This window comes from Streptomyces sp. NBC_00466, from assembly GCF_041433995.1.
Lineage (GTDB): Bacteria > Actinomycetota > Actinomycetes > Streptomycetales > Streptomycetaceae > Streptomyces.
In genome coordinates this window covers 4,570,818-4,596,160 of sequence record NZ_CP107896.1, presented here as the reverse complement: position 1 = coordinate 4,596,160, position 25,343 = coordinate 4,570,818, and the positions used below count along the sequence as shown (strand labels likewise).

22 protein-coding genes, 3 tRNA genes and 1 pseudogene are annotated in these 25,343 nt (G+C 70.3%); 14 read left to right on the top strand and 12 right to left on the bottom strand.

Annotation, left to right across the window (positions count from 1 at the left end):
- Positions 1-2: 2 nt before the first annotated feature.
- From OG210_RS20655 to OG210_RS20645, 3 genes are all read left to right on the top strand, one after another.
- On the top strand, positions 3-341 hold the full coding sequence (locus tag OG210_RS20655; protein WP_328326829.1) for a hypothetical protein: 339 nt from the start codon (positions 3-5) through the stop codon (positions 339-341).
- Between the two features lie 194 nt (positions 342-535).
- Complete coding sequence (locus OG210_RS20650; protein WP_328326831.1) at positions 536-1,273, top strand: bifunctional DNA primase/polymerase; 738 nt, start codon at positions 536-538, stop codon at positions 1,271-1,273.
- A tRNA-Lys gene (locus tag OG210_RS20645) sits at positions 1,264-1,337 on the top strand. The genes OG210_RS20650 and OG210_RS20645 overlap by 10 nt, the downstream gene beginning before the upstream one ends.
- A gap of 89 nt (positions 1,338-1,426) precedes the next feature.
- Here the strand turns inward: OG210_RS20645 and OG210_RS20640 are convergent.
- Complete coding sequence (locus tag OG210_RS20640; protein WP_328335437.1) at positions 1,427-2,677, bottom strand: M6 family metalloprotease domain-containing protein; 1,251 nt, start codon at positions 2,675-2,677, stop codon at positions 1,427-1,429.
- A gap of 378 nt (positions 2,678-3,055) precedes the next feature.
- Between OG210_RS20640 and OG210_RS20635 the strand changes: the two genes are divergently transcribed.
- Positions 3,056-4,837, top strand: coding sequence for an EAL domain-containing protein (locus tag OG210_RS20635; RefSeq protein ID WP_328326833.1), 1,782 nt, complete (start codon positions 3,056-3,058; stop codon positions 4,835-4,837).
- 87 nt (positions 4,838-4,924) lie between these two features.
- Here OG210_RS20635 and OG210_RS20630 read toward each other — a convergent pair whose 3' ends face one another.
- The 3 genes from OG210_RS20630 to OG210_RS20620 all read right to left on the bottom strand — a co-directional run bounded on the left by OG210_RS20630 (position 4,925) and on the right by OG210_RS20620 (position 7,704).
- Positions 4,925-5,983, bottom strand: coding sequence for an LLM class flavin-dependent oxidoreductase (locus tag OG210_RS20630; protein WP_371538138.1), 1,059 nt, complete (start codon positions 5,981-5,983; stop codon positions 4,925-4,927).
- A 147-nt stretch (positions 5,984-6,130) separates the two neighbouring features.
- Positions 6,131-6,871, bottom strand: a complete 741-nt coding sequence (locus OG210_RS20625) for a decarboxylase (RefSeq protein WP_328326837.1) — start codon at positions 6,869-6,871, stop codon at positions 6,131-6,133.
- Positions 6,868-7,704 carry a decarboxylase gene (locus OG210_RS20620; protein WP_328326839.1) on the bottom strand — a complete coding sequence of 279 codons (837 nt, stop codon included), beginning with the start codon at positions 7,702-7,704 and terminating at the stop codon, positions 6,868-6,870. Before OG210_RS20620 ends, OG210_RS20625 begins: the two co-directional genes overlap by 4 nt.
- Before the next feature lie 151 nt (positions 7,705-7,855).
- Between OG210_RS20620 and OG210_RS20615 the strand changes: the two genes are divergently transcribed.
- Together OG210_RS20615 and OG210_RS20610 are read left to right on the top strand one after the other, a co-directional pair.
- The gene (locus OG210_RS20615; RefSeq protein ID WP_328326841.1) at positions 7,856-8,827 is read left to right on the top strand and encodes a D-2-hydroxyacid dehydrogenase; all 972 of its coding nucleotides are present in this window, start codon (positions 7,856-7,858) and stop codon (positions 8,825-8,827) included.
- A complete protein-coding gene (locus tag OG210_RS20610) occupies positions 8,820-10,217 on the top strand; it encodes an amidase (RefSeq protein ID WP_328326843.1) in 1,398 nt (465 codons plus the stop codon). The genes OG210_RS20615 and OG210_RS20610 overlap by 8 nt, the downstream gene beginning before the upstream one ends.
- Positions 10,218-10,245: 28 nt before the next feature.
- On the opposite strand, the gene OG210_RS20605 is transcribed toward OG210_RS20610, so the two are convergent.
- Positions 10,246-10,746, bottom strand: a complete 501-nt coding sequence (locus OG210_RS20605) for a DUF3830 family protein (protein ID WP_328326845.1) — start codon at positions 10,744-10,746, stop codon at positions 10,246-10,248.
- A 201-nt stretch (positions 10,747-10,947) separates the two neighbouring features.
- Between OG210_RS20605 and ehuB the strand changes: the two genes are divergently transcribed.
- The 6 genes from ehuB to OG210_RS20575 all read left to right on the top strand — a co-directional run bounded on the left by ehuB (position 10,948) and on the right by OG210_RS20575 (position 15,044).
- A complete protein-coding gene (gene ehuB / locus OG210_RS20600) occupies positions 10,948-11,778 on the top strand; it encodes an ectoine/hydroxyectoine ABC transporter substrate-binding protein EhuB (protein ID WP_328326847.1) in 831 nt (276 codons plus the stop codon).
- A complete protein-coding gene (ehuC, locus tag OG210_RS20595; RefSeq protein ID WP_328326849.1) occupies positions 11,775-12,446 on the top strand; it encodes an ectoine/hydroxyectoine ABC transporter permease subunit EhuC in 672 nt (223 codons plus the stop codon). Before ehuB ends, ehuC begins: the two co-directional genes overlap by 4 nt.
- Positions 12,443-13,096 carry an ectoine/hydroxyectoine ABC transporter permease subunit EhuD gene (gene ehuD / locus OG210_RS20590; RefSeq protein ID WP_328326851.1) on the top strand — a complete coding sequence of 218 codons (654 nt, stop codon included), beginning with the start codon at positions 12,443-12,445 and terminating at the stop codon, positions 13,094-13,096. The genes ehuC and ehuD overlap by 4 nt, the downstream gene beginning before the upstream one ends.
- Before the next feature lie 88 nt (positions 13,097-13,184).
- Positions 13,185-13,952: an ectoine/hydroxyectoine ABC transporter ATP-binding protein EhuA gene (ehuA, locus tag OG210_RS20585; RefSeq protein WP_327299737.1), complete on the top strand. Its 768-nt coding sequence runs from the start codon at positions 13,185-13,187 to the stop codon at positions 13,950-13,952.
- A gap of 164 nt (positions 13,953-14,116) precedes the next feature.
- Positions 14,117-14,875: an IclR family transcriptional regulator C-terminal domain-containing protein gene (locus tag OG210_RS20580; protein ID WP_328326853.1), complete on the top strand. Its 759-nt coding sequence runs from the start codon at positions 14,117-14,119 to the stop codon at positions 14,873-14,875.
- A gap of 95 nt (positions 14,876-14,970) precedes the next feature.
- Positions 14,971-15,044: transfer RNA gene (locus tag OG210_RS20575), tRNA-Lys, on the top strand.
- A gap of 83 nt (positions 15,045-15,127) precedes the next feature.
- On the opposite strand, the gene OG210_RS20570 is transcribed toward OG210_RS20575, so the two are convergent.
- Positions 15,128-15,844, bottom strand: coding sequence for a CDP-diacylglycerol diphosphatase (locus OG210_RS20570; RefSeq protein WP_328326855.1), 717 nt, complete (start codon positions 15,842-15,844; stop codon positions 15,128-15,130).
- A 635-nt stretch (positions 15,845-16,479) separates the two neighbouring features.
- Between OG210_RS20570 and OG210_RS20565 the strand changes: the two genes are divergently transcribed.
- Positions 16,480-18,036 carry an MFS transporter gene (locus OG210_RS20565; protein WP_371540395.1) on the top strand — a complete coding sequence of 519 codons (1,557 nt, stop codon included), beginning with the start codon at positions 16,480-16,482 and terminating at the stop codon, positions 18,034-18,036.
- A 78-nt stretch (positions 18,037-18,114) separates the two neighbouring features.
- Here the strand turns inward: OG210_RS20565 and OG210_RS20560 are convergent, their stop codons facing one another.
- The 4 genes and pseudogenes from OG210_RS20560 to OG210_RS20545 all read right to left on the bottom strand — a co-directional run bounded on the left by OG210_RS20560 (position 18,115) and on the right by OG210_RS20545 (position 23,510).
- Positions 18,115-19,773, bottom strand: a complete 1,659-nt coding sequence (locus tag OG210_RS20560; protein ID WP_328326859.1) for an AMP-binding protein — start codon at positions 19,771-19,773, stop codon at positions 18,115-18,117.
- 82 nt (positions 19,774-19,855) lie between these two features.
- On the bottom strand, positions 19,856-20,455 hold the full coding sequence (locus OG210_RS20555) for a lytic polysaccharide monooxygenase auxiliary activity family 9 protein (protein ID WP_328326861.1): 600 nt from the start codon (positions 20,453-20,455) through the stop codon (positions 19,856-19,858).
- A 233-nt stretch (positions 20,456-20,688) separates the two neighbouring features.
- Positions 20,689-21,723 (bottom strand): annotated as a pseudogene (locus OG210_RS20550) (SPFH domain-containing protein); the annotation flags it as partial.
- 107 nt (positions 21,724-21,830) lie between these two features.
- A complete protein-coding gene (locus OG210_RS20545) occupies positions 21,831-23,510 on the bottom strand; it encodes a peptidoglycan-binding protein (protein WP_328335438.1) in 1,680 nt (559 codons plus the stop codon).
- A gap of 135 nt (positions 23,511-23,645) precedes the next feature.
- Here OG210_RS20545 and OG210_RS20540 point away from each other — a divergent pair.
- Positions 23,646-23,719 (top strand) — tRNA-Lys (locus OG210_RS20540).
- A 239-nt stretch (positions 23,720-23,958) separates the two neighbouring features.
- Here the strand turns inward: OG210_RS20540 and OG210_RS20535 are convergent.
- Together OG210_RS20535 and OG210_RS20530 are read right to left on the bottom strand one after the other, a co-directional pair.
- Entirely contained in the window at positions 23,959-24,627 is a 669-nt protein-coding gene (locus tag OG210_RS20535; protein WP_328326863.1) for a class F sortase, read from the bottom strand.
- 1 nt (position 24,628) lies between these two features.
- On the bottom strand, positions 24,629-25,174 hold the full coding sequence (locus tag OG210_RS20530) for a hypothetical protein (RefSeq protein ID WP_371538129.1): 546 nt from the start codon (positions 25,172-25,174) through the stop codon (positions 24,629-24,631).
- Positions 25,175-25,343 lie beyond the last annotated feature (169 nt).

Sequence of the window (25,343 nt, the reverse complement as noted above, 5' to 3'; positions counted from 1 at the left end):
ACATGGCGGAGCCCGAACAGCGCGAGCGGAAGCTGCGGCCTGCGCCGCTGCTCTTCGAGCCTGCCGATGCCACCACCGACCCCGAGCACTTCTTCGACCTGGAGTCGATCGACGATCCGGCGGCGCTGCTCACTCGCGCCACCGAGCTGACGCTGGCCTTCCGCGCCGCGACGGACCGGGCGGTCGAGTTCCAGGCGATCGCCGCCGCGCAGCTCGCCGACCCGCGCCGCTTCGACCGGCTGACGGTGGCGGACATCGCCGGGCGCGCGCAGTGGACCGAGGACTACGCGAAGAGAATGGTCGAGTTCGGCCGGGACCTGCTGCGCGGCCTGCCGACCTGACGGACGGACGGCACGGACGGCACGGACGGCACGCCCGCCACCGCGCCCCGGCGCGTCCAGCCCGTCCGGCATATGCCGTTGGGCAGAGCCCGTCGGCAAGGCCGATGGGCAAGATACGCCTCCCCGCCCCTGCCTGTCCCGGTTTCGGCCAACCCAGCGGAACGGCCCCCTCACTCCGGGTAGACCTGTCCGGTATGAGCGCATGGCAGCGAGACGACGACAGCACAGGAATCCCCTCCGGCAGAGGCCCGGGCCTCCGGGGCTCGGGCATCAAGGGCTCCGGCATCCACAGTTCCTCGGTCCTCCGCGTCCCCGCCGGAAACTCCTCAGCCGCGCTCAGCCGGATCCTCGACGAGCAGGACGGCCGGCACGCCACCGCGGTCACCCCGGCCGGGGCGGGATGGCTCGCCTCCGCCGCCCCGTACCCGCGCAGTGCGCTCTCGCTCTGGGAGTCCCGGCCCACCGCTCCGAACGTGCTGGACTGCGGCTCGGTCTTCGACGTCGTCAACGTCCCCGCGATCTTCGGCCGCCGGATGCTGGACACCCTGTGGTCCGAGGGCCCCGGATCGGGCCCGGTCGCGGGTCACCGGGGCCGGATGCTGCTCTTCGCCGCCCCGGGTACGGCCCAGCGGCTGCCGTCCCTGCTGCACTGGGAGGAGTGGGGCGACGCGGTGCCGCCGCTGCTCTGCCACGGCACCGGCGACGCGGTGACCGTACCGTCGCTGACCTCCTCCGTTCCCCGGTCGGGCCCGCGCTGGCTGGTGGCACCCGACACCCGCCACCCCTGGCTGCCGGGGCCCGAGGTCATGCTCTGGGCCTGTGTCCGCGCGGCGCGTGCGGCGGCTGCCCCGGCTACGAAGGCGGACGCCTTATCGATTTTTCCCCGCGCCGATCAGGGTGCTAAGGTCTACGACGTCAGCAGGCGCCGCTAGCTCAGTTGGTTAGAGCAGCTGACTCTTAATCAGCGGGTCCGGGGTTCGAGTCCCTGGCGGCGCACAGACGGAAGAAGCCCCTCGCGGAAGCGGGGGGCTTCTTCGTTGCACCCGCACCTCACACGGACCCGACGTGTCCCGCCTCCCGGTGCGTCACACGACCGGCGTGATCTTGACGGTCCAGGATCCCGACGGCGTACGGTCCGCCACCTCCACCTTCGTCCCGTTGCCGGGAACCGTGAACGTCTCGCCGACCCCGAGCGGCGCGTCGGCCAGCGGCGGGTAGACCGACTGTCCCCAGCAGCCCGAGCTGTGCGGATGGGTGTCGATCACCCGGATCGGGCCGTCGCCGGAGGCCTGCTCCGCCTTCACCCGGTAGATGAGGACTCCCTCCGAGCAGGTCGACCCGTCGTTACCGGCCGCCGTGCGCGCCTCTATGACGAGAGCGCTCTCCAGCCCGGTCCGCAGGACGATGAGCCGGGTCCCGGCCGTGTCGGTACCGGGCGGCGGGACCTCCTCCAGCGGTTCCAGCGTGAACATCTTGGCCCCGGTGCCGCGCACACAGCCGATCTGCCGCCGGTCCAGCCAGCCCAGCTTCCACTTCTGCCAGCCGAAGAAGTCGGGGGCCAGCCCGAACTGGCTGCCCATGACGTCCCAGTCGCCCACATACGTGTCCCAGTCGCCCTTGTCGTCCGACGGGCGGTGGTAGAGATCCGGCAGGTCGAAGACGTGCCCGGTCTCGTGGGCCAGCACATCGCGGTCCGGCGGGTGCCGCTCGAAGCCGGTGACGAAGCGCCGGATATCCGTACCGTCGGCGTGCAGCGGAGTATCCAGGTTGACCACCTTCGTGGCGTCCGAGTCGACACCCGGCGCGTCCGGGTCGGCGATCAGATAGACGAGGTCGTACTTGCTGAAGTCCACCGCCGGATCGGCCGCGGCCACCGCGTCCTGCAGATACGCGTCGCGCTCGTCCGCACTCCAGTCACGCCGTATCGCGTACGCGGAGGCCGGCTTCGGCATCATCGTCCACTGCCGCATCGGATGCGGCCGCAGCGTGAACTTCCCGTACGAGGCCCGCCGGAAGAAGGTGGTGGTCGAGGGGAAGTAGTCGGCCGTCAGCTCCTGCGGGGTGGTGTCCGGCGCGGCCCCCGGGAAGGACAGGAAGATCATGACCGCGTTGAGCACTCCGACCGGCCTGGGGTAGCCGGAGTTCCAGCTGTCGAGACCGACCGAGTGGTGGACGTCGGTGCGCGGCAGCGCGCACGGCCCCGCGCCGCCCACGGTGGCGACAGCGGGCCCCGCGACCAGGGACGTCGCGGTGAGCGCCATGAACGACACCAGGATGGCGGCGGTCTGCCGCAGACGGCGCCGGTCCACTCGCCCGGGTGCCTGCGGACGCTGCACGTGGACCTCCGGGTTCGGGATGCGGGACACCCCACCCACCCTGGTCCGTTTATATGTTTATGTCCTGTCCAGCTGCCCCAGGCGAGTGATCGGCACGACACCCCGGGCCTTTACGCAAAGTCACAACCGATCACGTCAGAAAGACCCCGGACCACAGCCGCGCAGAAACGATCACCCTCGGGCGCGGGAAGGATCACCGTGCGCCAACGAGGCTGGAACGGTCCTTGCCTCAACCTCTATGATCGGCACACTTTCCCAAGTGGACACGCGCATCCGGCGGTCCTCCACCGCCCGGCCGACGAACCCCGGCCACACCTGTTCGAGACGACTGCACCGCGGGAGCCAGCCGTGAACGGAACCCCTGAAGGACCGTCTCCGGTGCCGGGATCCGTCCGGCCACCGGTCACGGAGCGTCAGACCGTCGGCCGTACCGCAGCCGAGCTGCACGACTACCGCGCCGCCTTCAACACGGCACGGCTCGGTATGGCCGTCGTCGACCGCGAGGGACTGGTCGTCTCCGCCAACGCGGCGCTCGGCGGACTGCTCGGCACCGAGCCCGCCGCGCTGGCCAGGCAGGCCGCGGCCTGCCTGGTGGACCTCGCGGCGGACACCCGCACCTGGTACGCGTACCGCGAGGTACTCCGGGGCCGCCGCTCCAGCTTCCGCTGCACCCGCCGCCTCAAGCACGCCGACGGCCACTCGCTCTGGGCCGAGGTCAGTGTCGCCCCCTTCCCCGACAGCTCCCAGGTGCTGCTCTCGGTTGCCGACGTCAGCGACCGGCGCGAACTCCGGGCCAGGCTGCGCCACCTCCAGATGCACGACCCGGTGACCCGGCTGCCCAACCGCACCCTGTTCTTCGAGCGGCTGTCGGCGGCGCTCGACCCGTCGACGTGCGAGCAGCCGGGCACCGGCCGGATCGGGCTCTGCTATCTGGACCTCGACGGCTTCAAGGCCGTCAACGACACGCTCGGCCACCGCTTCGGCGACCGGCTGCTCGGCGTCGTCGCCGCCCGGCTGACCCACTGCGCCGACCAGTCCGGTTACGGACGCGGCAGCGGCCATCTCGTCGCCAGGCTCGGCGGCGACGAGTTCGCCGTGCTGGTCGAGGACTCCACCGGTACGGACCAGCTCGCCGATCTGGCGGCCTCCGTACTGGCCGCGCTCCAGGAGCCGTTCGACCTCGGCGGCCACCGGCTCTCGGTGTCCGCGTCGATCGGAGTGGTGGAGCGGCTGACCGACGGCACCACCGCCACCGGCCTGATGCAGGACGCCGACACCACCCTGTACTGGGCGAAGGCGGACGGCAAGGCGCGCTGGACGCTCTTCGACCCGGAGCGCAACGCGCACCGGATGACCCGGCAGGCTCTCTCGTCCACCCTGCGGCCCGCCGTGGACGACGGTGAATTCGTGCTGGAGTACCAGCCGTTGGTGGATCTCGCGGACGGGGAGCTCAAAGGGGTCGAGGCGCTGGTGCGCTGGGACCACCCGCAGTTCGGCCGGCTGACACCGAACCGGTTCATCGGGCTGGCCGAGGAGGACGGCTCGATCGTCCAGCTCGGCGCGTGGGTGCTGCGTACCGCATGCCGGCAGGCGAGAGCGTGGCAGCTCGAACACCCCTCCCGGCCACCGCTGTTCGTGAGCGTCAACATCGCCGTACGGCAGGTGTGGGACTCGGATCTGGTGGCCGACGTCGCCGGGATTCTCGCCGAGACCGGTCTCGCGCCCGACCTGCTCCAGCTGGAACTCACCGAGTCGGCGGTGATGGGGTCGGCCGGGCGCCCCCTCCAGGCGCTCCAGGACCTCAGTGACATGGGCGTGCAGATCGCGATCGACGACTTCGGCACCGGGTACTCGAACCTCGCGTATCTGAGCCGGCTGCCGGTGTCCGTACTGAAGCTGGACGGGTCGTTCGTACACGGATTCCGCTATGACGCGGGCGCGCACCCGAACCCTGCCGACGAGATGATCGTCGAGGCGCTGGTCCAGCTCGCACACCGGCTGGGGCTCACGGTCACCGCGGAGTGCGTGGAGACCGCGGGGCAGGCGACGCGGCTGCGCCGGATCGGCTGCGACACCGGGCAGGGCTATCTGTACTCACGGGCGGTGGCCCCGGAGGAGATCGACGCCCTGGTGGCGGGTTCGGCCGCGCGGCGGAGCTGACGGCCGCACCCGCCACCAGGGGACAAAGGCAGAGGGCGTGTGGTGACCGGACCGGCCTCCACACGCCCTCTCCCGCGCCGCGCCGCCCTACCCGGGCAGCCCGTACGCGTCGGCGATCAGCTCGTACGAACGCAGCCGCGCCTCGCCGCCGTGCGCGTTGGCCGTGATCATCAACTCGTCGGCGCCCGTGCGCTTCTGGAGGTCGTCGAGACCGGCGCGGACCTCGTCGGCGGTCCCCGTGATGATGTTGCTGAGCCAGCCGTCCACGAACTCCCGCTCCATTGGGCTGAATTCGTACGCCGCCGCCTCTTCGGGCGTCGGCACGAGCCCCGGCCGCCCGGTGCGCAGCCGGACCATCGACAGCGCGCCGCTGAGGATCTGCCGGTGGGCCTCCTTCTCTTCGTCGGCCGCGAGGGCTGCGACGCCGATCACTGCGTACGGGCTGTCCAGCACCGCCGACGGCCGGAAGGTCTCGCGGTAGAGGTCGAGGGCCGGGATGGTGTTCTGCGCCGAGAAGTGGTGCGCGAAGGCGAACGGCAGCCCGAGCGTGCCCGCGAGCCGCGCGCTGAAGCCGGACGAACCGAGCAGCCACACCGGCGGCCGGCCCGCCGGACCCTGGACCGGTCCCGGCACCGCGTGGATCCGGGCGTACCGGTGGCCGTCCGGGAAGCTGTCATCCAGGAACCGGATCAACTCGGCCAGCTGCTGCGGGAATTCGTCGGCTCCCTCGTGCAGCCGGTCGGAGCGGCGGAGCGCGGCCGCGGTGGCCCCGTCGGTGCCCGGCGCCCGGCCGAGGCCCAGATCGACCCGGCCAGGGGCCATCGCCTCCAGCGTGCCGAACTGCTCGGCGATCACCAGCGGGGCGTGGTTGGGCAGCATCACACCGCCGGAGCCGAGCCTGATGCGGTCGGTGTGGGCGGCGAGGTGGGCGAGCAGTACGGCGGGCGACGAGGAGGCGACCCCGGGCATGGAGTGGTGCTCGGCCACCCAGTACCGGTGGAAACCGCGCCGCTCCGCGAGCTGCGCGATCTCCACTCCGGTACGGATGGCCTGGGTGGCGGTGCGCCCCTCCCCCACGGTCACCAGGTCCAGTACGGACAGGGGTACGGGGGCGGTTCCGGCCGCCTTGCCTTGAATCGGGTCCACCGCGCTGGGCCTTTCTGGTTGTCGGCCAGGTACAGCGGCAGCAACAGGGGACGGTCTCCGGTTATTCCCGCGCCGCACCCCGCGGGCGTGACCCCGCCGGGACCACACCCGCCGGGATCACAGCCACCTGGTTCACACCTGTCCGGGTCACACGCGCCCGCCCCGGGTCACATCCGGGCGGGCGAACAGCTTCCCGAGCCGCTCCCCGGGGACCTTCCGGTCGGCCAGCCGCAGCCCCTCCCACACGGACACCTGGTTCGCGGTGAGCACCGGCTTGCCCAGGACCTGCTCCAGCTCCTGGATGTACGCCGCCGTGTGCAGCGCGGTGTCGGGCAGCAGCAGCACCTCCGCGGAGGGATGGTCTCCCGACAGCGCCAGTTCGATGACCTCGTCCCGGCCCCAGGTGCCGACCTCGGCCGCGGTGATGATGCCGCTGCCGCGGGTCGCCGTGACCTCCACATCCGCCGCCTTGAGGAAGGCGGCGAAGTACGCCGCCACGTCCTCCGGATACGTCGCGGCGATGGCGACCTTCTTCGCGCCGAGGGACTGGATCGCGTGCGCGAAGGCGAAGGACGTACTGGACGCGGGCATTCCGGCCGCGAGTGCCAGATCCCTGACCTGTTTCTGCGCGCCGTCCCAGCCGTAGACGAAGCTGCCGCTCGTGCACGCCCACACCACTGCCTCGGCCCCGGCGAGCCGCAGCTCCTCGACACCTGCCTCGAGCCGGTCCGTCGCGCCCATCTCGATGAGCGCGTCCACCCGGTGCGCGTCCTCGCCGATGTCGGTGTGGACGACGGACAGTCTCACGTCGGACGCCAGGAGCTGCTCGATGCGCTCGTAGTCGTCCTCCGCGGAATGCCCCGGGTAAAGGAACCCGACCGCTGTCATGTCCAGCCTCCCTGCTCTTCGGGCGGATCTTCTGCCAGTGCGGTGGCGGGCTCGGGCGCGGACAGGGGCGCCGGTGCCGGCGCCGGTGCCGGCTCGGGCGCGGAGTCGATCAGCAGCCGCTGGTACGGACCGACGGCGTGGGCACCGATACAGCGCAGCGCCGCCCACATCGTGACCTGGTTCGCCGAAAGCACCGGCATCCGCAGCTCCGCTTCGAGCTGCGGGATCACGTCGTACGTCGGAAGGTTGGTACAGCTGATGAAGAGCGCGTCCGCCGAACCGATCACCGCCTGCCGAGCCATGTCCACCACATCGCGGTACGGGACCTTCCAGATGTGCCTGGTGAGGCCGAGAAAGGCCCGCCCGGTGACGACTGTCCCCGCTTCGCCGAGGTATTCCTCCAGGGAGGACGTCACAGATTCAGTGTAGGGCGTGACCAGCGCGATCCGCCGGACACCGAGCTCCCGGAAAGCCTCCAGGAGAGCGCCCGACGTGGTGATCGACGGCAGATCGCTCGCCGCGGTCATCGCGGTGCACATGGCCCGTTCACCGGCTACTCCGCCGACGAAACTGCCGCTGGTACAGGCGTACGCCACGACCTGCGGGGCGACCGCGCCCAGTGCACGGACCGCCTCGCGGAGCGTCTCGTGCTCACTGACCAGCCGGGCGAGATCCAGGGAGACTTCGACCGGTACGAAGGGGGTACGTGTCAGATGGAGCGAGACGTCGTCCGGCACCCATCGCCACAGCTCCCTGTCGAGAGCGAAGTCAAAAGGGGCGACGACACCCACACCGCGTTGTGGCTGTGGTCCGCCGAGGAAGGAGATGTCCATTACTGCCCCCCAAGTGATGTGGGTGAGGCCGTTGTGCTTCTGCTGTCGACGGTAGGGTCACCGTGCGAGCCCGGTCAATCAGTACATGTCAGACGTTGCAATCTGCTTACTCCGGCGAAACCCGACCGCCCCCTGTCGAAGGACCGCGCAGATGCCCGAACCCGCTGAACAGAGCGCCGAACCGACCCTTCTCGTACTGGACGCCGACCCGCCGCCGCGCCTCGGAAAACTTGCCGGCCGGGCGAACATCGTGCACGCCGACGCCCACACCCTCGGCGACCAACTCCCCTACGCGGACGTCCTGCTGGTCTGGGACTTCCTCTCCGACGCGGTCCGCAGGGCGTGGCCGGGCGAGGGCCCGCGCCCCCGCTGGGTGCATACCGCGAGCGCCGGGGTCGACCACCTCCTCTCTCCCGAGCTGGCCGCTTCGGACACCGTGGTGACGAACGCCCGCGGGATTTTCGACCAGCCGATCGCGGAGTATGTCGCGGGCCTCGTCCTCGCCTTCGCCAAGGACCTCCCCCGCACGCTGGAGCTCCAGCGCCGCCGGCGCTGGCAGCACCGCGAGACACGCCGCGTCGCGGGGACCCGGGCGGTGGTCGTCGGTTCGGGGCCCATCGGCCGGGCGATCGCCGCCACCCTGACGGCGCTCGGGGTGCGGGTGGCGCTGGTCGGCCGGACCGCGCGCGGCCGGGTGCACGGCGCGGACGAGCTCGACCTGCTGCTGCCCCGCGCCGACTGGGTGGTCTGCGCCGCGCCGCTCACCGACGCCACCCGCGGCATGTTCGACGCGCACGCCTTCGGCACCATGCAGCCGTCCGCTCACTTCATCAATGTGGGGCGCGGAGCCCTCGTCGTCGAGGACGACCTGGCCGAGGCGCTCGGGAAGCGCTGGCTGGCCGGCGCGGCGCTCGATGTCTTCGCGGAGGAGCCGCTGCCCCCCGCCGGCCCGCTCTGGGACGTCCCCGACCTGGTGATCTCGCCGCACATGAGCGGCGACACCGTGGGCTGGCGCGACGACCTCGGCGAGCAGTTCCTCGATCTGTACGACAAGTGGGCGAACGGAGAGCCCCTGCCGAACGTGGTCGACAAGAAACGTGGGTACGTCCACAGCCATGACTGACCTCTGTGACCTCACCGCCCGACAACTCCTGGCCGGCTACCGGAAGGGCACCTTCACCCCGGTCGACGCGGCCCGCGCCGTGCTGCACAGGGCCGAGGTGGTGCAGCCCCGGGTGAACGCCTTCGTCCGGATCGACTCGGCCGCGGCCCTGGAGCAGGCCGGGGCGTCGGCGGCGCGCTGGCGCGCCGGTGAGCCGCAGGGGCTGCTCGACGGCGTGCCGGTCACGGTCAAGGACATCCTGCTGCTGCGCGGGGAGCCGACGCTGCGCGGGTCGAGGACCGTACGGCCGGACGGGAACTGGGACGAGGACGCGCCGTCGGTGGCCCGGCTGCGGGAGCACGGCGCGGTCTTCGTCGGCAAGACGACGACGCCGGAGTTCGGCTGGAAGGGCGTCACGGACTCCCCGCTGCACGGGGTGACCCGCAATCCGTACGACGCCGGCCGCACAGCGGGCGGCTCCAGCGGCGGTACGGCGGCGGCGGTGGCGCTCGGGGCCGGGCCGCTGGGGCTGGGGACGGACGGCGGCGGCTCGGTCCGTATCCCGGCGTCGTTCTGCGGGATCTTCGGTCTGAAGCCGACGTACGGACGGGTCCCCCTCTATCCGGCGAGCGCCTTCGGGACGCTCGCACACGTCGGGCCGATGACCCGGGACGCGGCGGACGCGGCGCTGATGATGGATGTGATCAGCGGCCCCGACCCGCGCGACTGGTCGCAGCTGGCCCCGCCCGACGGCAGCCTGCGCACCGGTCTCGACGGCGGGGTGAAGGGGCTGCGGATCGCGTACTCGCCGGCCTTCGGCGGCCAGGTCGCTGTCGACCCCGCGGTGGCGTCGGCGGTCCGGCACGCGGTGAGCCGCCTCGCCGAGCTGGGCGCATACGTCGAGGAGACCGATCCCGACCTCACCGATCCGGTCGCCGCCTTCCACACCCTGTGGTTCAGCGGGGCGGCCCGGGTGGCCGAGCATCTGAGCCGCGAGCAGCGCGAACTGCTGGATCCGGGGCTGCGGGAGATCGTCGAGGAGGGCGAGCGGTGCTCGGCGCTGGACTATCTGGCGGCCGTGGACGTACGGATGGAACTGGGCCGGCGCATGGGCCTCTTCCACAAGGAGTACGACCTGCTGGTCACCCCGACCCTGCCGATCACCGCCTTCGAGGCGGGACGTGAGGCCCCACGGGACTCGGGGCACCGGCGCTGGACGGGGTGGACCCCGTTCACGTACCCGTTCAATCTGACCCAGCAGCCCGCCGCCTCGGTGCCCTGCGGGACGGACGCGGCGGGGCTGCCGGTCGGGGTGCAGCTGGTGGGCGCACGCCATGCGGACGCGCTGGTGCTGCGGGCCGCGCATACGTTGTACGAGGCGGGGGTGGCCGCGAGGGTGGCCGCTCCGTAACGCCCGGTCTCCGGCCCCGGAAAGGGGCCTACGCCCGGCGGAAGTTCAGCGTTTCGCCGGTCGCGCCCGACCGCCAGAGGTCCTGGCACGCGTCCGCCATCCGGTCGAGCCCCTCCACCACCGTGCCCCACACGATCCCCGGCACCCAGCCCGTGTCCCCGTTGATGAGCAGGTTGTTCCGCTCGTAGAACAGGGCCAGGTCGACCACCGTCGTACGCCCGCGGTGGTCGGCCGCTGTCTCGTATCCGTACGAGTCCGTGCCCAACACCGTCTCGGAGAAGGTGAAATAGCACAGGTCACCCGGAATGGGGGTGACCGTCGGGTTCTCCAGGGGCGGCTCCTGCGGCGCGAAGCCGGGGACCAGGGCGTAGATCTCGTTGCGCGCGTACTTCGCGTGGTAGACGTCTCCGCCCAGCGGAAGCGCGTCCCACACCGCCGCACAGGTCACCGGCGCCTTGTCGTCGAGGAGCTTCGCCGTGCAGCTCACACCGCGCTTGTCGAGGGACAGTTCCACGAATCGATCGCTCATCCCCCCATGGTTCTCCCCTGGGCCCCCACCCGGTCAAGGCCCCCTCTCCGTGTCGGGGGGCTGAAATTGACCGGCATATCCCGGCTGGGGGCGGGTAGCCGCGCGCCCATGGCTTCACCACCAGGGAACGACTCAGGAAGCACCACAAGACGCCTCATTCGGCCCATCGAAACCATACGCCGCCGTTCACTTCTGCTCGGCATGGCGGGTCTGGGAGCCGCGGGGGCGCTCGGGGCAGCCGGCTGCGCCCGGGTACCGACCGGAGACACCCTCGCCAGGCTCAAGTCGCAGGGCACGGTCAGGCTCGGCATCGCGGGCGAGGTGCCGTACGGGTACATCAATGAGCAGGGGGACTTCACCGGCGAGGCCGTGGAACTCGCGAAGATCATCTTCAAACGGCTCGGTGTCGGCCATGTCCAGCCAGTGGCAACGGACTTCGCCTCCCTCATACCCGGGCTCAACTCGCAGCAGTTCGACTGCGTTTCGGCCGGGATGTACATCAACAAGGACCGCTGCCAGCAGGTCATCTTCGCCGATCCCGAGTACCAGATGCTGGACGCCTTCATCGTCCGCAAGGGCAACCCGAAGAACCTGCACACCTACGAGGACTGCGTGCGGGCCAAGGCGAAATTCGCCACCGGCACCGCGTACGCCGAGATCGCCTACGCCGTCGCGGCCGGTTACAAGGAGAAGGACCTCGTCATTCTCCAGGACCAGGTGGCAGGTCTGAACGCCGTCGAGTCCGGCCGGGTCGATGTCTTCGCCGGTACCGCGCTGACCGTCCGCGAGGTGGTGAAGAAGAGTCACAAGGCCGAGTCGACCAAGGCCTTCGCGACCACGATCGACGGCAAGAAGAAGATCGACGGCGGCGGGTTCACCTTCCGCCGCACCGACACCTCACTCCGTGACGCCTTCAACGTCGAGATCCACAAGATGAAGAAGAGCGGCGAACTCTTCCGGGTGCTGCAGCCGTTCGGCTTCACCAAGGACGAGATGACCACGCTGACGGCCAAGGAGCTGTGCGCATCATGACGTCCGGACTGTGGCAGCACTGGGTGCTTCCGGGCATCTGGATCACCATCCAACTCACCCTATACAGCGCCGCTCTGGCGGTCGCGGTGGCCTTCGGCATCGGCATGGCGCGGCACCACCGCTCCCGTGTGGTGCGCTTCCTGGCCGGCTTCTACACCGAGATCTTCCGCGGCACCTCGTCTCTCGTGCTGATGTTCTGGATCTTCTTCGTGCTGCCGAACCTGTTCGGCTGGGCACTGGTGCCGATGTGGGCCGCGGTGCTCGCCCTGGGTCTCTCGTACGGGGCGTACGGCGCCGAGATCGTCCGCGGCGGGCTGAACGCGGTCGCGCCCGCTCAGCGCGAGGCGGGTGTCGCGCTCAACTTCACCCCGTGGCAGCGGATGCGGCTGATCCTGCTGCCGCAGGCGGTACCCGAGATGATGCCGCCGTTCTCGAACCTGCTGATCGAGCTGCTCAAGGGCACGGCCCTGGTCTCGCTGCTGGGTGTCGGGGATGTGTCGTTCGCCGCCTACCTGGTGCGGCTCGCCACGCAGGAGAGCTCCAAGATCTACTCCGTGGTCCTGGTCATCTACTTCGTCATCGCGTTCGTACTCACCCGTGGGATGCGGGCACTTGAGCGCAAGACCCGGGCCAATCTCGGCCTCACGGCCACCGGAGGTGCCCGATGAACAGCTGGGACTGGTCCGCCGTCGCGGACTTCATGCCACGTTTCTGGGACGGGCTGCTCACCACCCTCCGGATTCTGGTGCTCGGCTCGGTGCTCTCCTTCGCGCTGGGTCTGGTCTGGGCACTCGGCTACCGGGTGAAGACACGTTTCGTACGGTGGCCGGTGAACTTCATCACCGAGTTCATCCGCAACACCCCCCTGCTGGTACAGCTGTTCTTCCTCTTCTTCGTGCTTCCCGAGTGGGGCATCCAGTTCTCCGCGCTGACCACCGGCACGGTCGCGATCGGCGTGCACTACTCGACGTACACCGCCCAGGTCTACCGGGCCGGCATCGACGCGGTGCCGGTCGGGCAGTGGGAGGCGGCCACCGCGCTCTCCCTCCCCCGCAGCCGCACCTGGACCGCGGTGATCCTTCCGCAGGCGATCCGCCGGGTGCTTCCCGCGCTCGGCAACTACGTCATCGCGATGCTGAAGGACACCCCGCTGGTCGTCGCGATCAGCGTGCTGGACCTGCTGGGTCAGGCCCGCCTGCAGGGCGGCATGACCTTCCAGTACAACGAGGCGCTCACCGTCGTCGGCGTCGCCTTCATCGTCATCGCCTATCCGGCATCTCTTCTTGTACGAGCCCTGGAGCGCCGCCTTGTCCGCTGACGCGAACGCCAACAACCCCGAGCCGACCGACAACACCGACACCGCCGGCAGCACCGATACTGCCGGAGCCGGCGCGGCGGCCGAGGCCATCAAGACCCCTGCGAAGCCGGTCACCACGAACGAGCTGATCCGCTTCACCAACGTCACGAAGCGGTTCGGCGAGAACACCGTCCTCGACAACCTCTGCTTCTCGGTCCAGCCGGGCAAGCACGTCACCCTGATCGGACCTTCCGGTTCCGGGAAGACGACGATTCTCAGACTTCTGATGACGTTGCTCAAGCCGGACGAAGGGGTGATAACCGTCAACGGTGATCAGCTCTACCCGTCGAAGGGCGAGAAGCAGATCCGGGAGGTACGCAAGAACATCGGCATGGTGTTCCAGCAGTTCAACCTGTTCCCGAACATGTCGGTGCTGCGCAACATCACCGAGGCCCCGGTCCGGGTACTCGGGATGTCCAAGGACGAGGCCGCCGAACGCGCCAAGGGCCTGCTCGACCTGGTCGGACTCGGTGACCGCGCGGACGCCAAGCCGAACCAGCTCTCCGGCGGCCAGCAGCAGCGCGTCGCCATCGCCCGCGCGCTGGCGATGCGTCCGCAGGTGCTGCTGCTCGACGAGGTCACATCGGCACTCGACCCGGAGCTGGTGGCCGGGGTGCTCGACGTGCTGCGCGACATCGCCCGGACGACCGACATCACCATGCTGTGCGTCACCCACGAGATGAACTTCGCCAGGGACATCTCCGACGACGTGCTGATGTTCGACTCCGGGAAGGTGATCGAGTCCGGTTCCCCGGAAAAAATCTTCAGCGACCCGGAGCACGAACGTACGCGCGAGTTCCTCAGCGCAGTGCTCTGACCTGAGACTCCCGGCGAGAACCAGGACTCTGGCATATGCCATGGTGGCGCGCCCCAGCTTGACGGCATGGGGCGCGCCAGCAAGTCATCAACAGGCCCCCCACAACGGGCCCTTGGCGGCTATCGTGGTACGCGAGCAAGCGGTCACAACCTGTAGGGGGAACCGTGGCGCTGAAGCCCGAGCCGACTGCGCCGTTCCATTCGGTGCAGTACGCGCTCCGCGTACTGGAGACCGTCTCCAAGTACGGCGGCGGCGTGACCGATACCGACATCGCCCGTGAGACCGGCCTGCCCACCTTCCACCTCTCCGCCCTGCTGCTGATGCTGCGCCGCGAGGGGTACGTCGAGCAGGTCAGCGACGGCGCCTATGTCATCGGTGACTCGCTGGTCCTCCTCGGGTCCGGCACCACCCGCGAGACGGCGCTGCACGCCAAGCTCCAGAACACTCTGGACCAGCTGCGGGACTCGGTCGGTGCCGCCGTCTACATCAGCCGGTACATCGACGGCGAAATGAAGATCACCCAGCTTGCCGACGGGCCGCTGACGCCCGCGGTCCAGGAGTGGGTGGACTTCCGCTCGTCGGCCCACGCCAGCGCGGCCGGCAAGTGCCTGCTGAACCAGCTCGACCAGAACGCCCGCCGCGACCACATATCGCGCCACAAGATCGCCCGGCTCACCTCGAAGACGATCACCAGCGAGCGGGTCCTCTTCTCCAAGCTGGACGCCCAGCCGGCCACGGTCCCGGTGCTGGACATCCAGGAGTACGCGGTGGGCACGGTCTGCGCCGCGGTACCGCTCACCGCGGGCTCCACCGTCGGATGCCTGGCCCTTTCGCTGCCGATCGAGCACGCCCACCGGCTGCGCGCGGCGGCGGACTCGCTGAACCGGCAAGCCGCTCCCGTAGTACTCTCGCTCACCATCTGAGGGCGGTTCCGGGGGCGGTCCCGGCCTGATCCCGGCCCGATCCCGGCCTGGTTTGGAGCACCCCGTCGGACCCGCTAGTATTTCCGAGTCAGCAAGCGCCGCTAGCTCAGTTGGTTAGAGCAGCTGACTCTTAATCAGCGGGTCCGGGGTTCGAGTCCCTGGCGGCGCACCGACAGAAGAAGCCCCTCGCGGAAGCGGGGGGCTTTTTCGTGTGGCTGCCCCGCCCTCGGCGAAGCCGCCATCGAGCCGTCGTCAGCTGTACACCAGCAGGTAGTCGCACGTGCTCGTGCCGTCATGGAGAGACGTGTCGCTGTTGAGGACGTAGAAAGAACCGGCGAATCCGGTGGCCGTCATCTTCGGGATCACGATCATGGTCTGGTTCGCCATGCTCAGCGAGCCCGGGACCACCACGTTCCGGTACAGCAGCGTGAAGAGGTTCTGCTGAAGGTCGTGGAGCTTCAGGATCCGATAGACGCGGTCGCCCGAACCCGCGGGCCCCGAGATGGGCGCCTGGCTGCCCGGAGCGGCCCACTGCGAAGGCTGGGTGGCCATGCGGCCCTGGGCTTCGAGTTCCTGGAGCCGCCTCTGTGTGCTCGCCCTGATTCCGGCCATGTGAATGTGCAGCTGGTTGAAACGGCGGGCGCCCTGCGAATTGATCCCCAGCCCGATATTCGGGTACTGCACGGGGACACTTCCTCCGCTCCTCCCGTTCTCCCATGCTTCATGCCAGTAGTTCGCCGCCGAGCCCGTGTGGATGAACGGGCATTCGATACCCGTGATCCGGCACGAGGGAAGGAGAAGATAGTTGTGCGTGTTCTCCGGTTTTCCGTGCAGCACGACGTAATTCGATGTCATCTTCAAGCAGTCGGGCTTGGGCTGCGGTGCCGGCGGGACGATGCCCTGCGTGCAGTACTGGACGTCGTGCCACAGCGGGTCGTTGTCGGTGGGCTTGCCGCAGACGGACTGCATCTGAGCGGGCGGACAGGGGCTCGCGGTCCCACCGGGAGGAGGGTTCGAGGGGCACGACGGGTCGGGCGACGGCCCTCCGTGCGCCGGACTCGCCGCGGCGGCCGTGCGTGCCACTGCTCCCGCGCCGGTCAGCAGCGCTGCGGCACCGAGGGCACCCGAGAGCGCAACGAATTGACGTCGGGGAAATTCTTTCTCGTTCTTCTGGTCGTTCATGCGTGTGATCTCCGATGGTGATGACCGCGTCCGGATTTGACAGCCATGAGCGAGAGGGCGCAGTCGCTCGCCCCGTTTTCGCCCTGGTTTTTACTGATCGCTGATCCGTTCACAGAATAGGGACGTGCGATCGGATTCCCCATCGACCGAACGGGTTGGTGTGGCGCATTCCGTCATGGAGAGGAATTCCGTCTGCGGTACGGGCCGCCGATTTCCACCGCCGTCAAACTGTCGGCCGATGCCGAAGGCCCCCCACCCCCGGAGCCCTCCGGCGTCGTGCCGGACGAGCCCCAGAAGCACAGCCGTCGGCTCCATACAAATGTATTACGCATGCGTTCTATACAAGCGTTTAAGACGCTCGTATAGTCCTCGCTATGACTCAGCCGACGCACCGGACGGGCTCCACCGGCCCGACCGACCCCATGAACCCAGCCGGACCCACCAACACCAGCGCCCCCACCCACCCCACCGGCCCGGCAGGCCCGGCGCGCGCCGGGCGCAAGGAGTGGACTGCCTTCGTCGTCCTGCTCCTGCCGCTCCTGCTGGTTTCGATGGATGTGTCCGTCCTGTTCTTCGCCATCCCGTCCATCACCCGGGAGCTCGACCCGAGCAGCACCCAGCAGCTCTGGATCTTCGACATCTACGCTTTCGCCCTGGCCGGGCTGCTCATCACGATGGGCTCGCTGGGCGACCGGATCGGCCGCCGGAAGCTGCTGCTGTTCGGGGCCGCGGCCTTCGGTGTGGCGTCCGTCGGGGCCGCGTACGCGCAGAGTGCCGAGATGCTCATCGCCGCCCGGGCCGTGCTCGGTGTCGGCGGGGCGACGCTGATGCCCTCCACCATGGCGCTGATGCGCAACATGTTCACCGACACGAAGCAGCGTTCGAAGGCGGTCGGCATCTGGTCGGGCGCCATGGCCGGCGGTATCGCGCTCGGTTCGGTGATGAGCGGAATCATGCTGGAGCACTTCTGGTGGGGCTCGGTCTTCTTGATCAATGTGCCCGCGATGGTGCTCCTGCTGGTCCTGGTCCCCTTCCTCGTACCGGAGTTCAAGGACCCGGAGCCCGGCAGGTTCGACCTGCTGAGCGTGCCGCTGTCGATGGGCTCCGTGCTTCCGGTGATCTACGGCGTCAAGGAGATGGCCGCGAACGGCTTCAGTGTTCCGATGCTGCTGTGCGTCCTGGCGGGACTGGCCGTGGGCGCGGTCTTCGTACGCCGGCAGCGCTCCGGCCGCTCCACCATGATCAGCCGTGCGCTGTTCCAGGAGCGCGGCTTCGGGGCCGGGATCACGCTCAACGCGCTGGCCGCGTTCGCCATGATGGGGTCCGCGTACTTCACCACGCAGTACCTCCAGTCGGTCCTCGGGATGAGCACGATGGAGGCTGCGCTCTGGTCCCTGGCCCCGTCGGTCTCGGTGGGGATCGCCGCGCCGACCGCCACCGCGATCGCCCAGCGGGTGCAGCGGTCGTCGGTGGTGGCCGCCGGGTTCGTCATCGCGGCGGCCGGGTTCGCCGTACTGAACCTGACCGGTACGGACTCCCTGTGGCTGTTGCTGGCCGGTGCCGCCATCAGCAGCTGCGGCATCGTGACCGTGATGGCGCTGGTCGCCGACATGGCACTCGCATCGGCCCCCGTGGAGAAGGCGGGTTCGGCCGCGTCGCTCCTGGAGACGGGGCAGGAGTTCGGCGGGGCGATGGGAATGGCGGTCCTCGGCTCGATCGGCACGGCGGTCTACCGCGCCGACATTCCGGCGTCGGCGCCCCACCAGGTACGGGAGACGCTGGGCGGGGCGCGGGCCGCGGGGGATCCGGGCATGGTGGATCTGGCACGGGAGGCGTTCGTGCACGGGATGCACTTCGCGGCGGCGGGCGGCGCGGCGCTGCTGCTGACGGGGGCGGTCCTGACCGTGGCGCTGCTGCGGCGGCGGAAGAACACGGTGGGGCGTGAGGCGGCCGGTGTTTCGGCGGCGCCGGCGGCTTAGGGCCTTCCGTTTGGATCAGGCCCGGGGGCCACAAGGGAGGCGGGGACCCCGCCTCCCCTCCCGGAAGGGCCGGAACCGCTACCGGTTCAGCAGGTCGGCGCGCCCCCGCGTCCTGTACTCCGCCACCAGCCGTTCCACGTCCTGTGCGGCCAGCCGTGCGTACGCCCCGTCCGTTGCCCGCCACACCGGATCCCCGCAGCGGAAGCCCTCCCGGCGCAGCCCCACCCGGTGCACCTTGTTCGTCGCCGTGACGGGCATCGCGGGGACGATGCGTACGTAGGACGGCGCCATCTTCGTTCCCAGGTCCGGCTGTTCGCGCAGGAAGCCGGCGAAGGCCACCGGGTCGAAGGCAGCGCCCTCGCGCAGGGCCAGCGCCGCCATCACCTGGTCGCCGGCCACCGGGTCGGGTACCGCGTACACCGCTACCGCCGCCGCGTCCTTCCAGCGGGCGAGGATGTTCTCGATCATGGCGGCGGCCAGGTTCTCGCTGTCGACGCGCAGCCGGTCGTCCGTACGGCCCGCGAAATAGAGGAAGCCGTCGGCATCGCGGTAGAAGAGGTCGCCGGTCCAGTACCAGCCACCGCGCCTGCGGTCCGTTTCGGCGGCCTCGTTGCGCCAGTACCCCTCGAAGGGGTTGGCGCCCCGGTTGACCAACTCCCCTATCGCCTCTGTGCCGTTGGTGAGCCGGCCGCGCTCGTCGAAGACGGCGCGGGGCCGCTCGTCGAGCGTGTCCGGGTCGACCACCGCCAGGTCGTCGCCCGGCGCCGGCCTGCCGATCGCGCCCGGGGGTGTGCCGGGGGTGTGCTGGACGGCCGCGCCGCCCTCGGACGATCCGTACCCCTCGATCAGCCGCACGCCGAACCGTTCGGCGAAGCGCGCCGCGTCCACCGCCCCCGCCTCCGTACCGAAACCGGTCCGCAGCGGGTGCGCGCGGTCGTCGGGGCGCTCGGGGGTGGCCAGCAGGTACTGCACCGCGCGGCCGACATAGGTGAAGTACGTGGCGCCGTGGGCCCGTACGTCGTCCAGGAAGCGGGAGGCCGAGAAGCGGGGGCGCAGCGCGACCGCGGCGCCGCCCGCCACGGCGGGCGCCCAGTTGGCGATCACCGCGTTGCCGTGGAACAGCGGCATGCAGATGTAGTGGACGTCGTCCTGGCCGGTCCCGAAGTGCGTGACCAGGGACTGTCCGGCCGCCGCCAGCCGCCTCTGGGTGCAGATCGCGGCCTTGGGGGCGCCCGTGGAGCCCGATGTGAAGTAGAGGAGCATCCGCGCGGACGGGGACACCGGCGCCGCGACCGCTTCGCCGGGTACGGCATCCGCGTACGGGGCGAGCAGCTCGCGGTAGGCGTCGGAGTCGGTGACCAGCATCCGTACGCCCGGCAGTTCCAGGCCGTCGAGCAGCGGCAGCAGCTCCCGCGAGGTGATCAGCACCCGGCAGTCGGTGTGCACGATGTCGCGGGCCAGTTCGGCCCCGCGCCGCGTCGGGTTGATCCCGGCGACGGCGGCCCCCGCGAGGGCCGCCGCGCTCAGCCAGAGCGGGAACTCCGGGGTGTTGTGGAGCAGTACCCCGATGTGGGGCTCGGCTCCGGCCGGGAGCAGATCCACGAGAAGCGCGGCCCGTGCGGCAGCACCCGAGGCGACTTGGTGGTGGCTCAGGACCAGTTCACCGGATTTCAGGCCGGGCCGCCGGTCGCCCCATTGACGCTGTACGAGCTCCGCGAAGGTATCTGCGCTCCTCATGGCGGAGCAGGTTAACTGACCGACCGTCAGAAATGAACGGCCGGTGGCGCACCGCCGGAAATGAGCGGCCAGTGGCGCACCGTCAGAAGCTGACGTCCGAGCAGGCGTAGAAGGCATTGCCGGTGTCGGCGATGTTCCACACGGACAGGATCATGTGGTGGCCGGTCTTCTGCGTGGGGATGGTGCCCTGCTGCGAGACCGTTCCGGGCGGCTGCTGACCGCCGTACGGGACCGTCATGAACGGCTGGGGTTCGAGGTCGGCCCTGGTGAGCGGCTTGGAGTCGTCCCAGCCGTTCTTGGTGATGAAGTACTCGAAGTCGGTCGTGGCGTGCCGGGCGGTGAACTGCCACCGGAACGTGTACGCCTGCCCGCCGGTGAGCTTGGTGGTGGGCCAGGCGCCGCCGCCCGGCGTCTTCGCCCCGTCGAGCTGGGCGAAGTCGTCGTGCGCGCCGGAGCAGATCTTGCCGTCGGCGGGCCCGGCGCCGGGGAACCCCTTGGGGGCCTCGACGCTCTGCGGTTCGTACTGGATGGCACCGCAGTTGGTGACGGTGCCGTTGGCACAGAGCTTCTGGCGGCTGATGGGCTGGTCGGTGTATCCGTGGCTGCTGGCGCTGCCGGTGGCGAGCAGGGAGACGCCCGCCACGGCAAGGCCGACCACGGCCGCGCCTAACTTCTTGCGCATGCTGCACTCCTCGGAACTTGGGGGAGTTCGATGTGCCGAGCTGCGGTCTAGACCAAGGCTCAGAGTATGGACGTCGGTTCGCCGTGTCCATATCAAAGACAGGTCTGTACCAATTCCGAGGCGAGTGCGGGGAGGCGCGCGAGGAAGGCGGTCCCTGGCGGAGGCTCAGGGCAGTCCCTGGCAGAGGCTCAGGAAGTCCCTGACGGAGACTCAGGACGGACCCTGACGGAGGCTCAGGAAGGAGTGCCGCTGCGCCCCGAGTAGAAGGCGACCGTCAGATCCCGGACGAGCGCGTTGCGTTCATAGGCATCGAGCTCGACGAGCCCGCGCGCCGTCAGCCGGGTCACCGTGTCGTCCACCGCGTCCACCACCGAGGTCAGCACGGTGTCCCGGTGCCGGGCGTCGATCGCCGCGACCCGGCTCCGCTGCATCGCGCCCGCGACCTCAGGTGCGTACTCGATCCGGGTCGGCTGCGCCGAGAACACCTCGATGCCGACCGGGAACGTCTCCGCCCGCACCAGCCGGGTCAGCGAGTCGCCGACCGCCTCACTGTCGCGCAGCGTCGGACCGTCCTCGTGGAACGCGTCGGCCGGCAGCTGCGAGAGCACCCGGGCCATCGCCGCCTCCACCTGCTCGCCCAGATACGCCTCGTGGTCCTCCACCGCGTACGCGGCCCGGGCCGTGTCCTTGATCCGCCACACCACCAGGACGACGACGCGCAGGGCCGTGCCGTCGGCGTCGACTGCCGGCAGCGGCTCGCTGCGCCAGTGCCGCAGCCGTACGTCGATCCGGCGGCGCAGCACCAGCGGGCTCATCCACACCAGCCCGGTCCGCCGTACGCTCCCCCGGTAGCCGCCGAAGAGCGAGAGGACCCACGCGTGGCCGACCCGCCCGCGCCCGAGCCCGCCGAAGGCGAGGAGCGCCAGCGCGCCGAGCACGGCGAGCACCGCGCCCGCCTCGGGCCCGATCCCGTCGTACGGCACCGCGTCCAGCCGCAGCAGTGCGGCCACCGGGGCCGGGACCGCCCCGGCCCTCCACAGCACCACCGCGAAGCCGGCGAGCGCGACGGCACCGCCGAGCAGTGCGACGGCCCCGGGCAGTGAGGGGCCCGGGTGCTCGGCGAGCCGGGGGTCGACGGACGGTGCGGGCCTGACGGAGCCCTGGACGCGGGTCTCCGTCCGGGCCGAACGCTGCTTCGGCCCGGCGGGGCTCCCCGGCCGGCCCGCGGGCCGGCCGACCGTTGCAGGTCCTGCGGGCTCCGCCGTCTCCAGGGGCGGGACCCGCTCAATCGGCCCTGCGGGCCAGTCCGTTGGGCCGGCAGGTTCGGCCTGTCCGCCGAGCCCGGTGCGCTCACCGGCTGCTGCTGTCGTCTCGGTCATGCGAAGAGTCGCCTCCATGTCTCGGGGCCGGGATAGCCGTTGGCCGCCGCGCCGGTCCATCCCTGGGCCCGCTGGAACGCCTGGACATTGCGCCGGTCCGCCTCGGACCACCGGGGTCCGGGGCCGGCCGTGTAGTACGTGCCGAAGCCCTTCTTCACCAACTGCTTGCCGAGCTGCTCCACGTGGGGACCGGACTGCCCCCGCCTGAAGAACGCGGCACCGGGAAAGGCCGCGGCGCGCGCCGCACTGGGGTGGCGGGCGGGGGTGTTGGTACGGGCAGGGGTGCCGGCGTGGCCGGCGGGGGTGCTGGGGCGGGCAGGGGGTTTGGTGCCGGCTGGGTTCTTGGTGCCGGTGGGGGGTTTGGTACCGGCAGGGGGTTTGGCGCCGGCGGGAGTGCCGGTACTGGCGTGGCCGGCGGGGGCCTTCGTGCCGGCGGGGGCGCTGGGGCGGGCTTGGCCGACGGGGGTGGCAGGGGTACCGGCGGGGGTGGCAGGGGCGCTGGTACCGGCGGGACTGCTCGCACTGGTGGGGCTACTGGTGCCGGCAGGGCTGCTGCTATGGGCTGGACTGCTGGTACGGGCAGGGCTATTGGTACGGGCAGGGCTGCTGGTACGGGCAGGACTGCCCTTCCCACCGGTGCCGGTGGTGGTGCGGCTGCTGCCGGTGGTCCGGTGCTTCCCGGCGGCCGGGATGTTCTTGCCGCCGCCCTTCACCAGCAGGCTCCAGGTGGTGCGGCCGGGCAGCCCGTCCGCGTCGGAGCCGGTCCACCCCTGGGCCCGCTGGAACGCCTGCGTGGCCCGGCGGTCGGCCTCGCCCCACCTCGGCCCGGGGCCCTGCCGGTAGAAACGGCCGCCACCGCGTGCGACGAGCATCCGGCCGAGCCGGGTGACGTCGGCGTTCTTCGCGCCCTTCCCGAAGGACCTCACCCCGGGATAGACGGTGACAGGCCGGGAACCGCCGCTGCCGGTCCTCAGCCCCTTGTAGCGGTAGGGCACATAGCGGCCGGAGTGGGACCAGTAGGCGTACGGGGTGGACTGCGCGCGGGTGTGCGGCCGCGTCTGCTCGTACGCCAGGTAGGAGGTGTGGGCGGAGTTGGTCCAGCCCCCGAAGATGGTGACGTGGGAGCCCTTGTTGGGGTTCGCCGGGTTGTGGAACAGCAGGATGTCACCGGGCCGGAGAGCGCTCCTCTTTGTCCGCCTCCCGTACTGGGCCAGGTTTCCCGTCCATTCGTTCCCGTCCAGTCCCCAGGCCATCGAGACGAAGCCCGAGCAGTCCTGCCGGTACCCGTCCTTCCAGTTCTTGTCCATGCGGTACGGAACCTTGGCCGCCACCCACTTCGCGGCGCGGCTGATGATCGCCGACCTGGTGGTGGCGGGCAGCTTCGCGTGCTCGACGGGCGCCGTGGCCGGCCCCTGCCCCTGGCCGCCGGGGTCGGGGGAAGCAGCCGCCGCCGTCCCCCCGCCGAGTACGACTCCGGCGGCGGTCGCCAGCACGAGCGCGCGCCGCGCGCCGTGGGCCGCCGGGTGGCCGCCCTCTCTCAGCGAGAGAGTGTGGAAGGCCGAGCGGCGCCACTCGACGCACCCCGCACAGCCGCAGTCGCTCGCAGGTTCGTACTCCTCGAAGACCGGAACCGTCATACGTGTCCCCTCCGCGTTGTTGAAGTTGCGCAAAGGCATCTGCACGGTCGTCAGCTTCTCAACTATGCGGAGGAATCGCATTTTGACGGGATGAATGGGGAGAAAACGAACATATGACCCGACGGGCGGTCCGGAGCACCTCCGCCGGTCCGGTAAAGTTCTCCAGGTCAGCAGGCGCCGCTAGCTCAGTTGGTTAGAGCAGCTGACTCTTAATCAGCGGGTCCGGGGTTCGAGTCCCTGGCGGCGCACGCGATACCGAAGCCCCCCACCTCGCGGTGGGGGGCTTCGGTCGTTCCACCCCCTCCTCCGACCGCCCGGCACCGGGACCCGGATCTCGGAATGGATCAAGCAAAACAATTCGGCCGAGTAGATCAAACAGGTCACAGAGGCCGGACGGGAGGCCGGGCAAACAGAACCGGCCGGACGGATACAGACCCGCGCACCCCGCCACTCACCCCGCCGCCCACCCCGTCACTCACCCCGTCGCTCACTTCTTCGGCACACCCGTGAGGTAGGCCGAGACCACCACATTCGCGCTGTACGCCCGCGTCGTACGGTCGAACGAGCCGCCGCAGGTGATCAGCCTCAGCTCCGCGCGGCCGTGCACCCGCTCCCCGTAGACCTTCTTCGCGTTGAAGTGGCTGCGCTGGAAGACCTGGACATCGTCGATGGTGAACTCGCTGACCGAGCCGTCGGAGCCCGTCACCCGCACCTTCTGGCCGGGACGGACCGCACTCAGGCCGTAGAAGACAGCTTTCCTGGTGTTCGTGTCGACATGACCGACCAGCAGCGCGGCCCCGACAGCGCCGGGACGGGTGCCACCGCCGAACCAGCCGACCTCGTCCGGAGCCTCGAACGGCGGCGGGTCGACCGCGCCGTGGGCGTCGAGCCCGCGCGGCACGATCGGGGCGTTGATCCCCACCGATGGGATCTGCACCCGCCTCGGCCGCTCTCCCGCGAGCGGATCATGGGCCGGTGGCAGCGTGACGCCGAGCGGACGGCCCACCGCAGCCACATCGCCGGTCTTCGGCCCCGAGCTCCCCTCGGGGCCTTCGGTGATCTGGCGGCCCCAGAGCCACAGCCCGAGCAGCAGTACGGCCCAGGCGACCCCCGTCAGCAGCCGGCCGCTTCCCGATGACGAACCCTCGGACGACATATCAGCTGCTGCGCCGGCGCCGTACGCTGCGCCCGGCCACCGCCACGGCGGCGATCCCGGCGAGCACCAGGCCGACGACGGTGTGCCCGGTGCCCGGAGCTGCTTCCTGGGCCGCGACCGTGGCCGTGGCCCCGCCACCCGCGTGGACAGGAGCGGTCGGGGTGATCAGCGGCATGGGACGGTGGTGGTGGTCGCCGCCTTCCCGTACGACGGTGATCGTGCCGGTCACGACGGTGTGCCCGCACCTGACCTGGACCGTGTAGTCCCTGGACTCGGCGTCGGCGCGGATCCGCGCGGCGGCGTACATGGAGCCCCGGTCGGCGGCGGGCGAGAACTGGGCCTGCGAGTCGAAGGCGTCGGACCTGCCGAACGGCTTGCCGCTCTTGCAGCTCACTCTCAGGTCCACCTCCTCGCCGGGGGCGATGACGGACGGGCTGACCGTGACCGTCCCCGATGACCCTTCGGCCGGGGCCGCGATCGCGGCCGCGGGGAAGAGGGCAGCCGCGACCGCCGTTGCGCCACAGAGAGTGACGGATATCAGACGCATGGTGAACCTCCTGTTACGAAGGTTGCTGCCTGGGGAGCCATCCCGCATCCCGGAAAGCCGTACATACGTCCGATCGGGGTGCGGCCCGGCCGGCTTGAATAGGATGGCCGCCTCGGAGCCCCCGTACCCTTCGGACCTCCGGTGACCATCCCGCCGAGCCGCCAGGAGC

Excerpts from the sequence above, each read along its gene's own strand:
- OG210_RS20655 (WP_328326829.1), top strand. The coding sequence starts at position 3 with ATGGCGGAGCCCGAACAGCGCGAGCGGAAGCTGCGGCCTGCGCCGCTG.
- OG210_RS20650 (WP_328326831.1), top strand. The coding sequence starts at position 536 with ATGAGCGCATGGCAGCGAGACGACGACAGCACAGGAATCCCCTCCGGC.
- OG210_RS20625 (WP_328326837.1), bottom strand. The coding sequence starts at position 6,871 with ATGACAGCGGTCGGGTTCCTTTACCCGGGGCATTCCGCGGAGGACGAC.
- OG210_RS20620 (WP_328326839.1), bottom strand. The coding sequence starts at position 7,704 with ATGGACATCTCCTTCCTCGGCGGACCACAGCCACAACGCGGTGTGGGT.
- OG210_RS20615 (WP_328326841.1), top strand. The coding sequence starts at position 7,856 with ATGCCCGAACCCGCTGAACAGAGCGCCGAACCGACCCTTCTCGTACTG.
- OG210_RS20610 (WP_328326843.1), top strand. The coding sequence starts at position 8,820 with ATGACTGACCTCTGTGACCTCACCGCCCGACAACTCCTGGCCGGCTAC.
- OG210_RS20605 (WP_328326845.1), bottom strand. The coding sequence starts at position 10,746 with ATGAGCGATCGATTCGTGGAACTGTCCCTCGACAAGCGCGGTGTGAGC.
- ehuB (WP_328326847.1), top strand. The coding sequence starts at position 10,948 with ATGGCGGGTCTGGGAGCCGCGGGGGCGCTCGGGGCAGCCGGCTGCGCC.
- ehuC (WP_328326849.1), top strand. The coding sequence starts at position 11,775 with ATGACGTCCGGACTGTGGCAGCACTGGGTGCTTCCGGGCATCTGGATC.
- ehuD (WP_328326851.1), top strand. The coding sequence starts at position 12,443 with ATGAACAGCTGGGACTGGTCCGCCGTCGCGGACTTCATGCCACGTTTC.
- OG210_RS20570 (WP_328326855.1), bottom strand. The coding sequence starts at position 15,844 with ATGCAGTCCGTCTGCGGCAAGCCCACCGACAACGACCCGCTGTGGCAC.
- OG210_RS20565 (WP_371540395.1), top strand. The coding sequence starts at position 16,480 with ATGAACCCAGCCGGACCCACCAACACCAGCGCCCCCACCCACCCCACC.
- OG210_RS20560 (WP_328326859.1), bottom strand. The coding sequence starts at position 19,773 with ATGAGGAGCGCAGATACCTTCGCGGAGCTCGTACAGCGTCAATGGGGC.
- OG210_RS20555 (WP_328326861.1), bottom strand. The coding sequence starts at position 20,455 with ATGCGCAAGAAGTTAGGCGCGGCCGTGGTCGGCCTTGCCGTGGCGGGC.
- OG210_RS20545 (WP_328335438.1), bottom strand. The coding sequence starts at position 23,510 with ATGCCTTTGCGCAACTTCAACAACGCGGAGGGGACACGTATGACGGTT.
- OG210_RS20535 (WP_328326863.1), bottom strand. The coding sequence starts at position 24,627 with ATGTCGTCCGAGGGTTCGTCATCGGGAAGCGGCCGGCTGCTGACGGGG.
- OG210_RS20530 (WP_371538129.1), bottom strand. The coding sequence starts at position 25,174 with ATGCGTCTGATATCCGTCACTCTCTGTGGCGCAACGGCGGTCGCGGCT.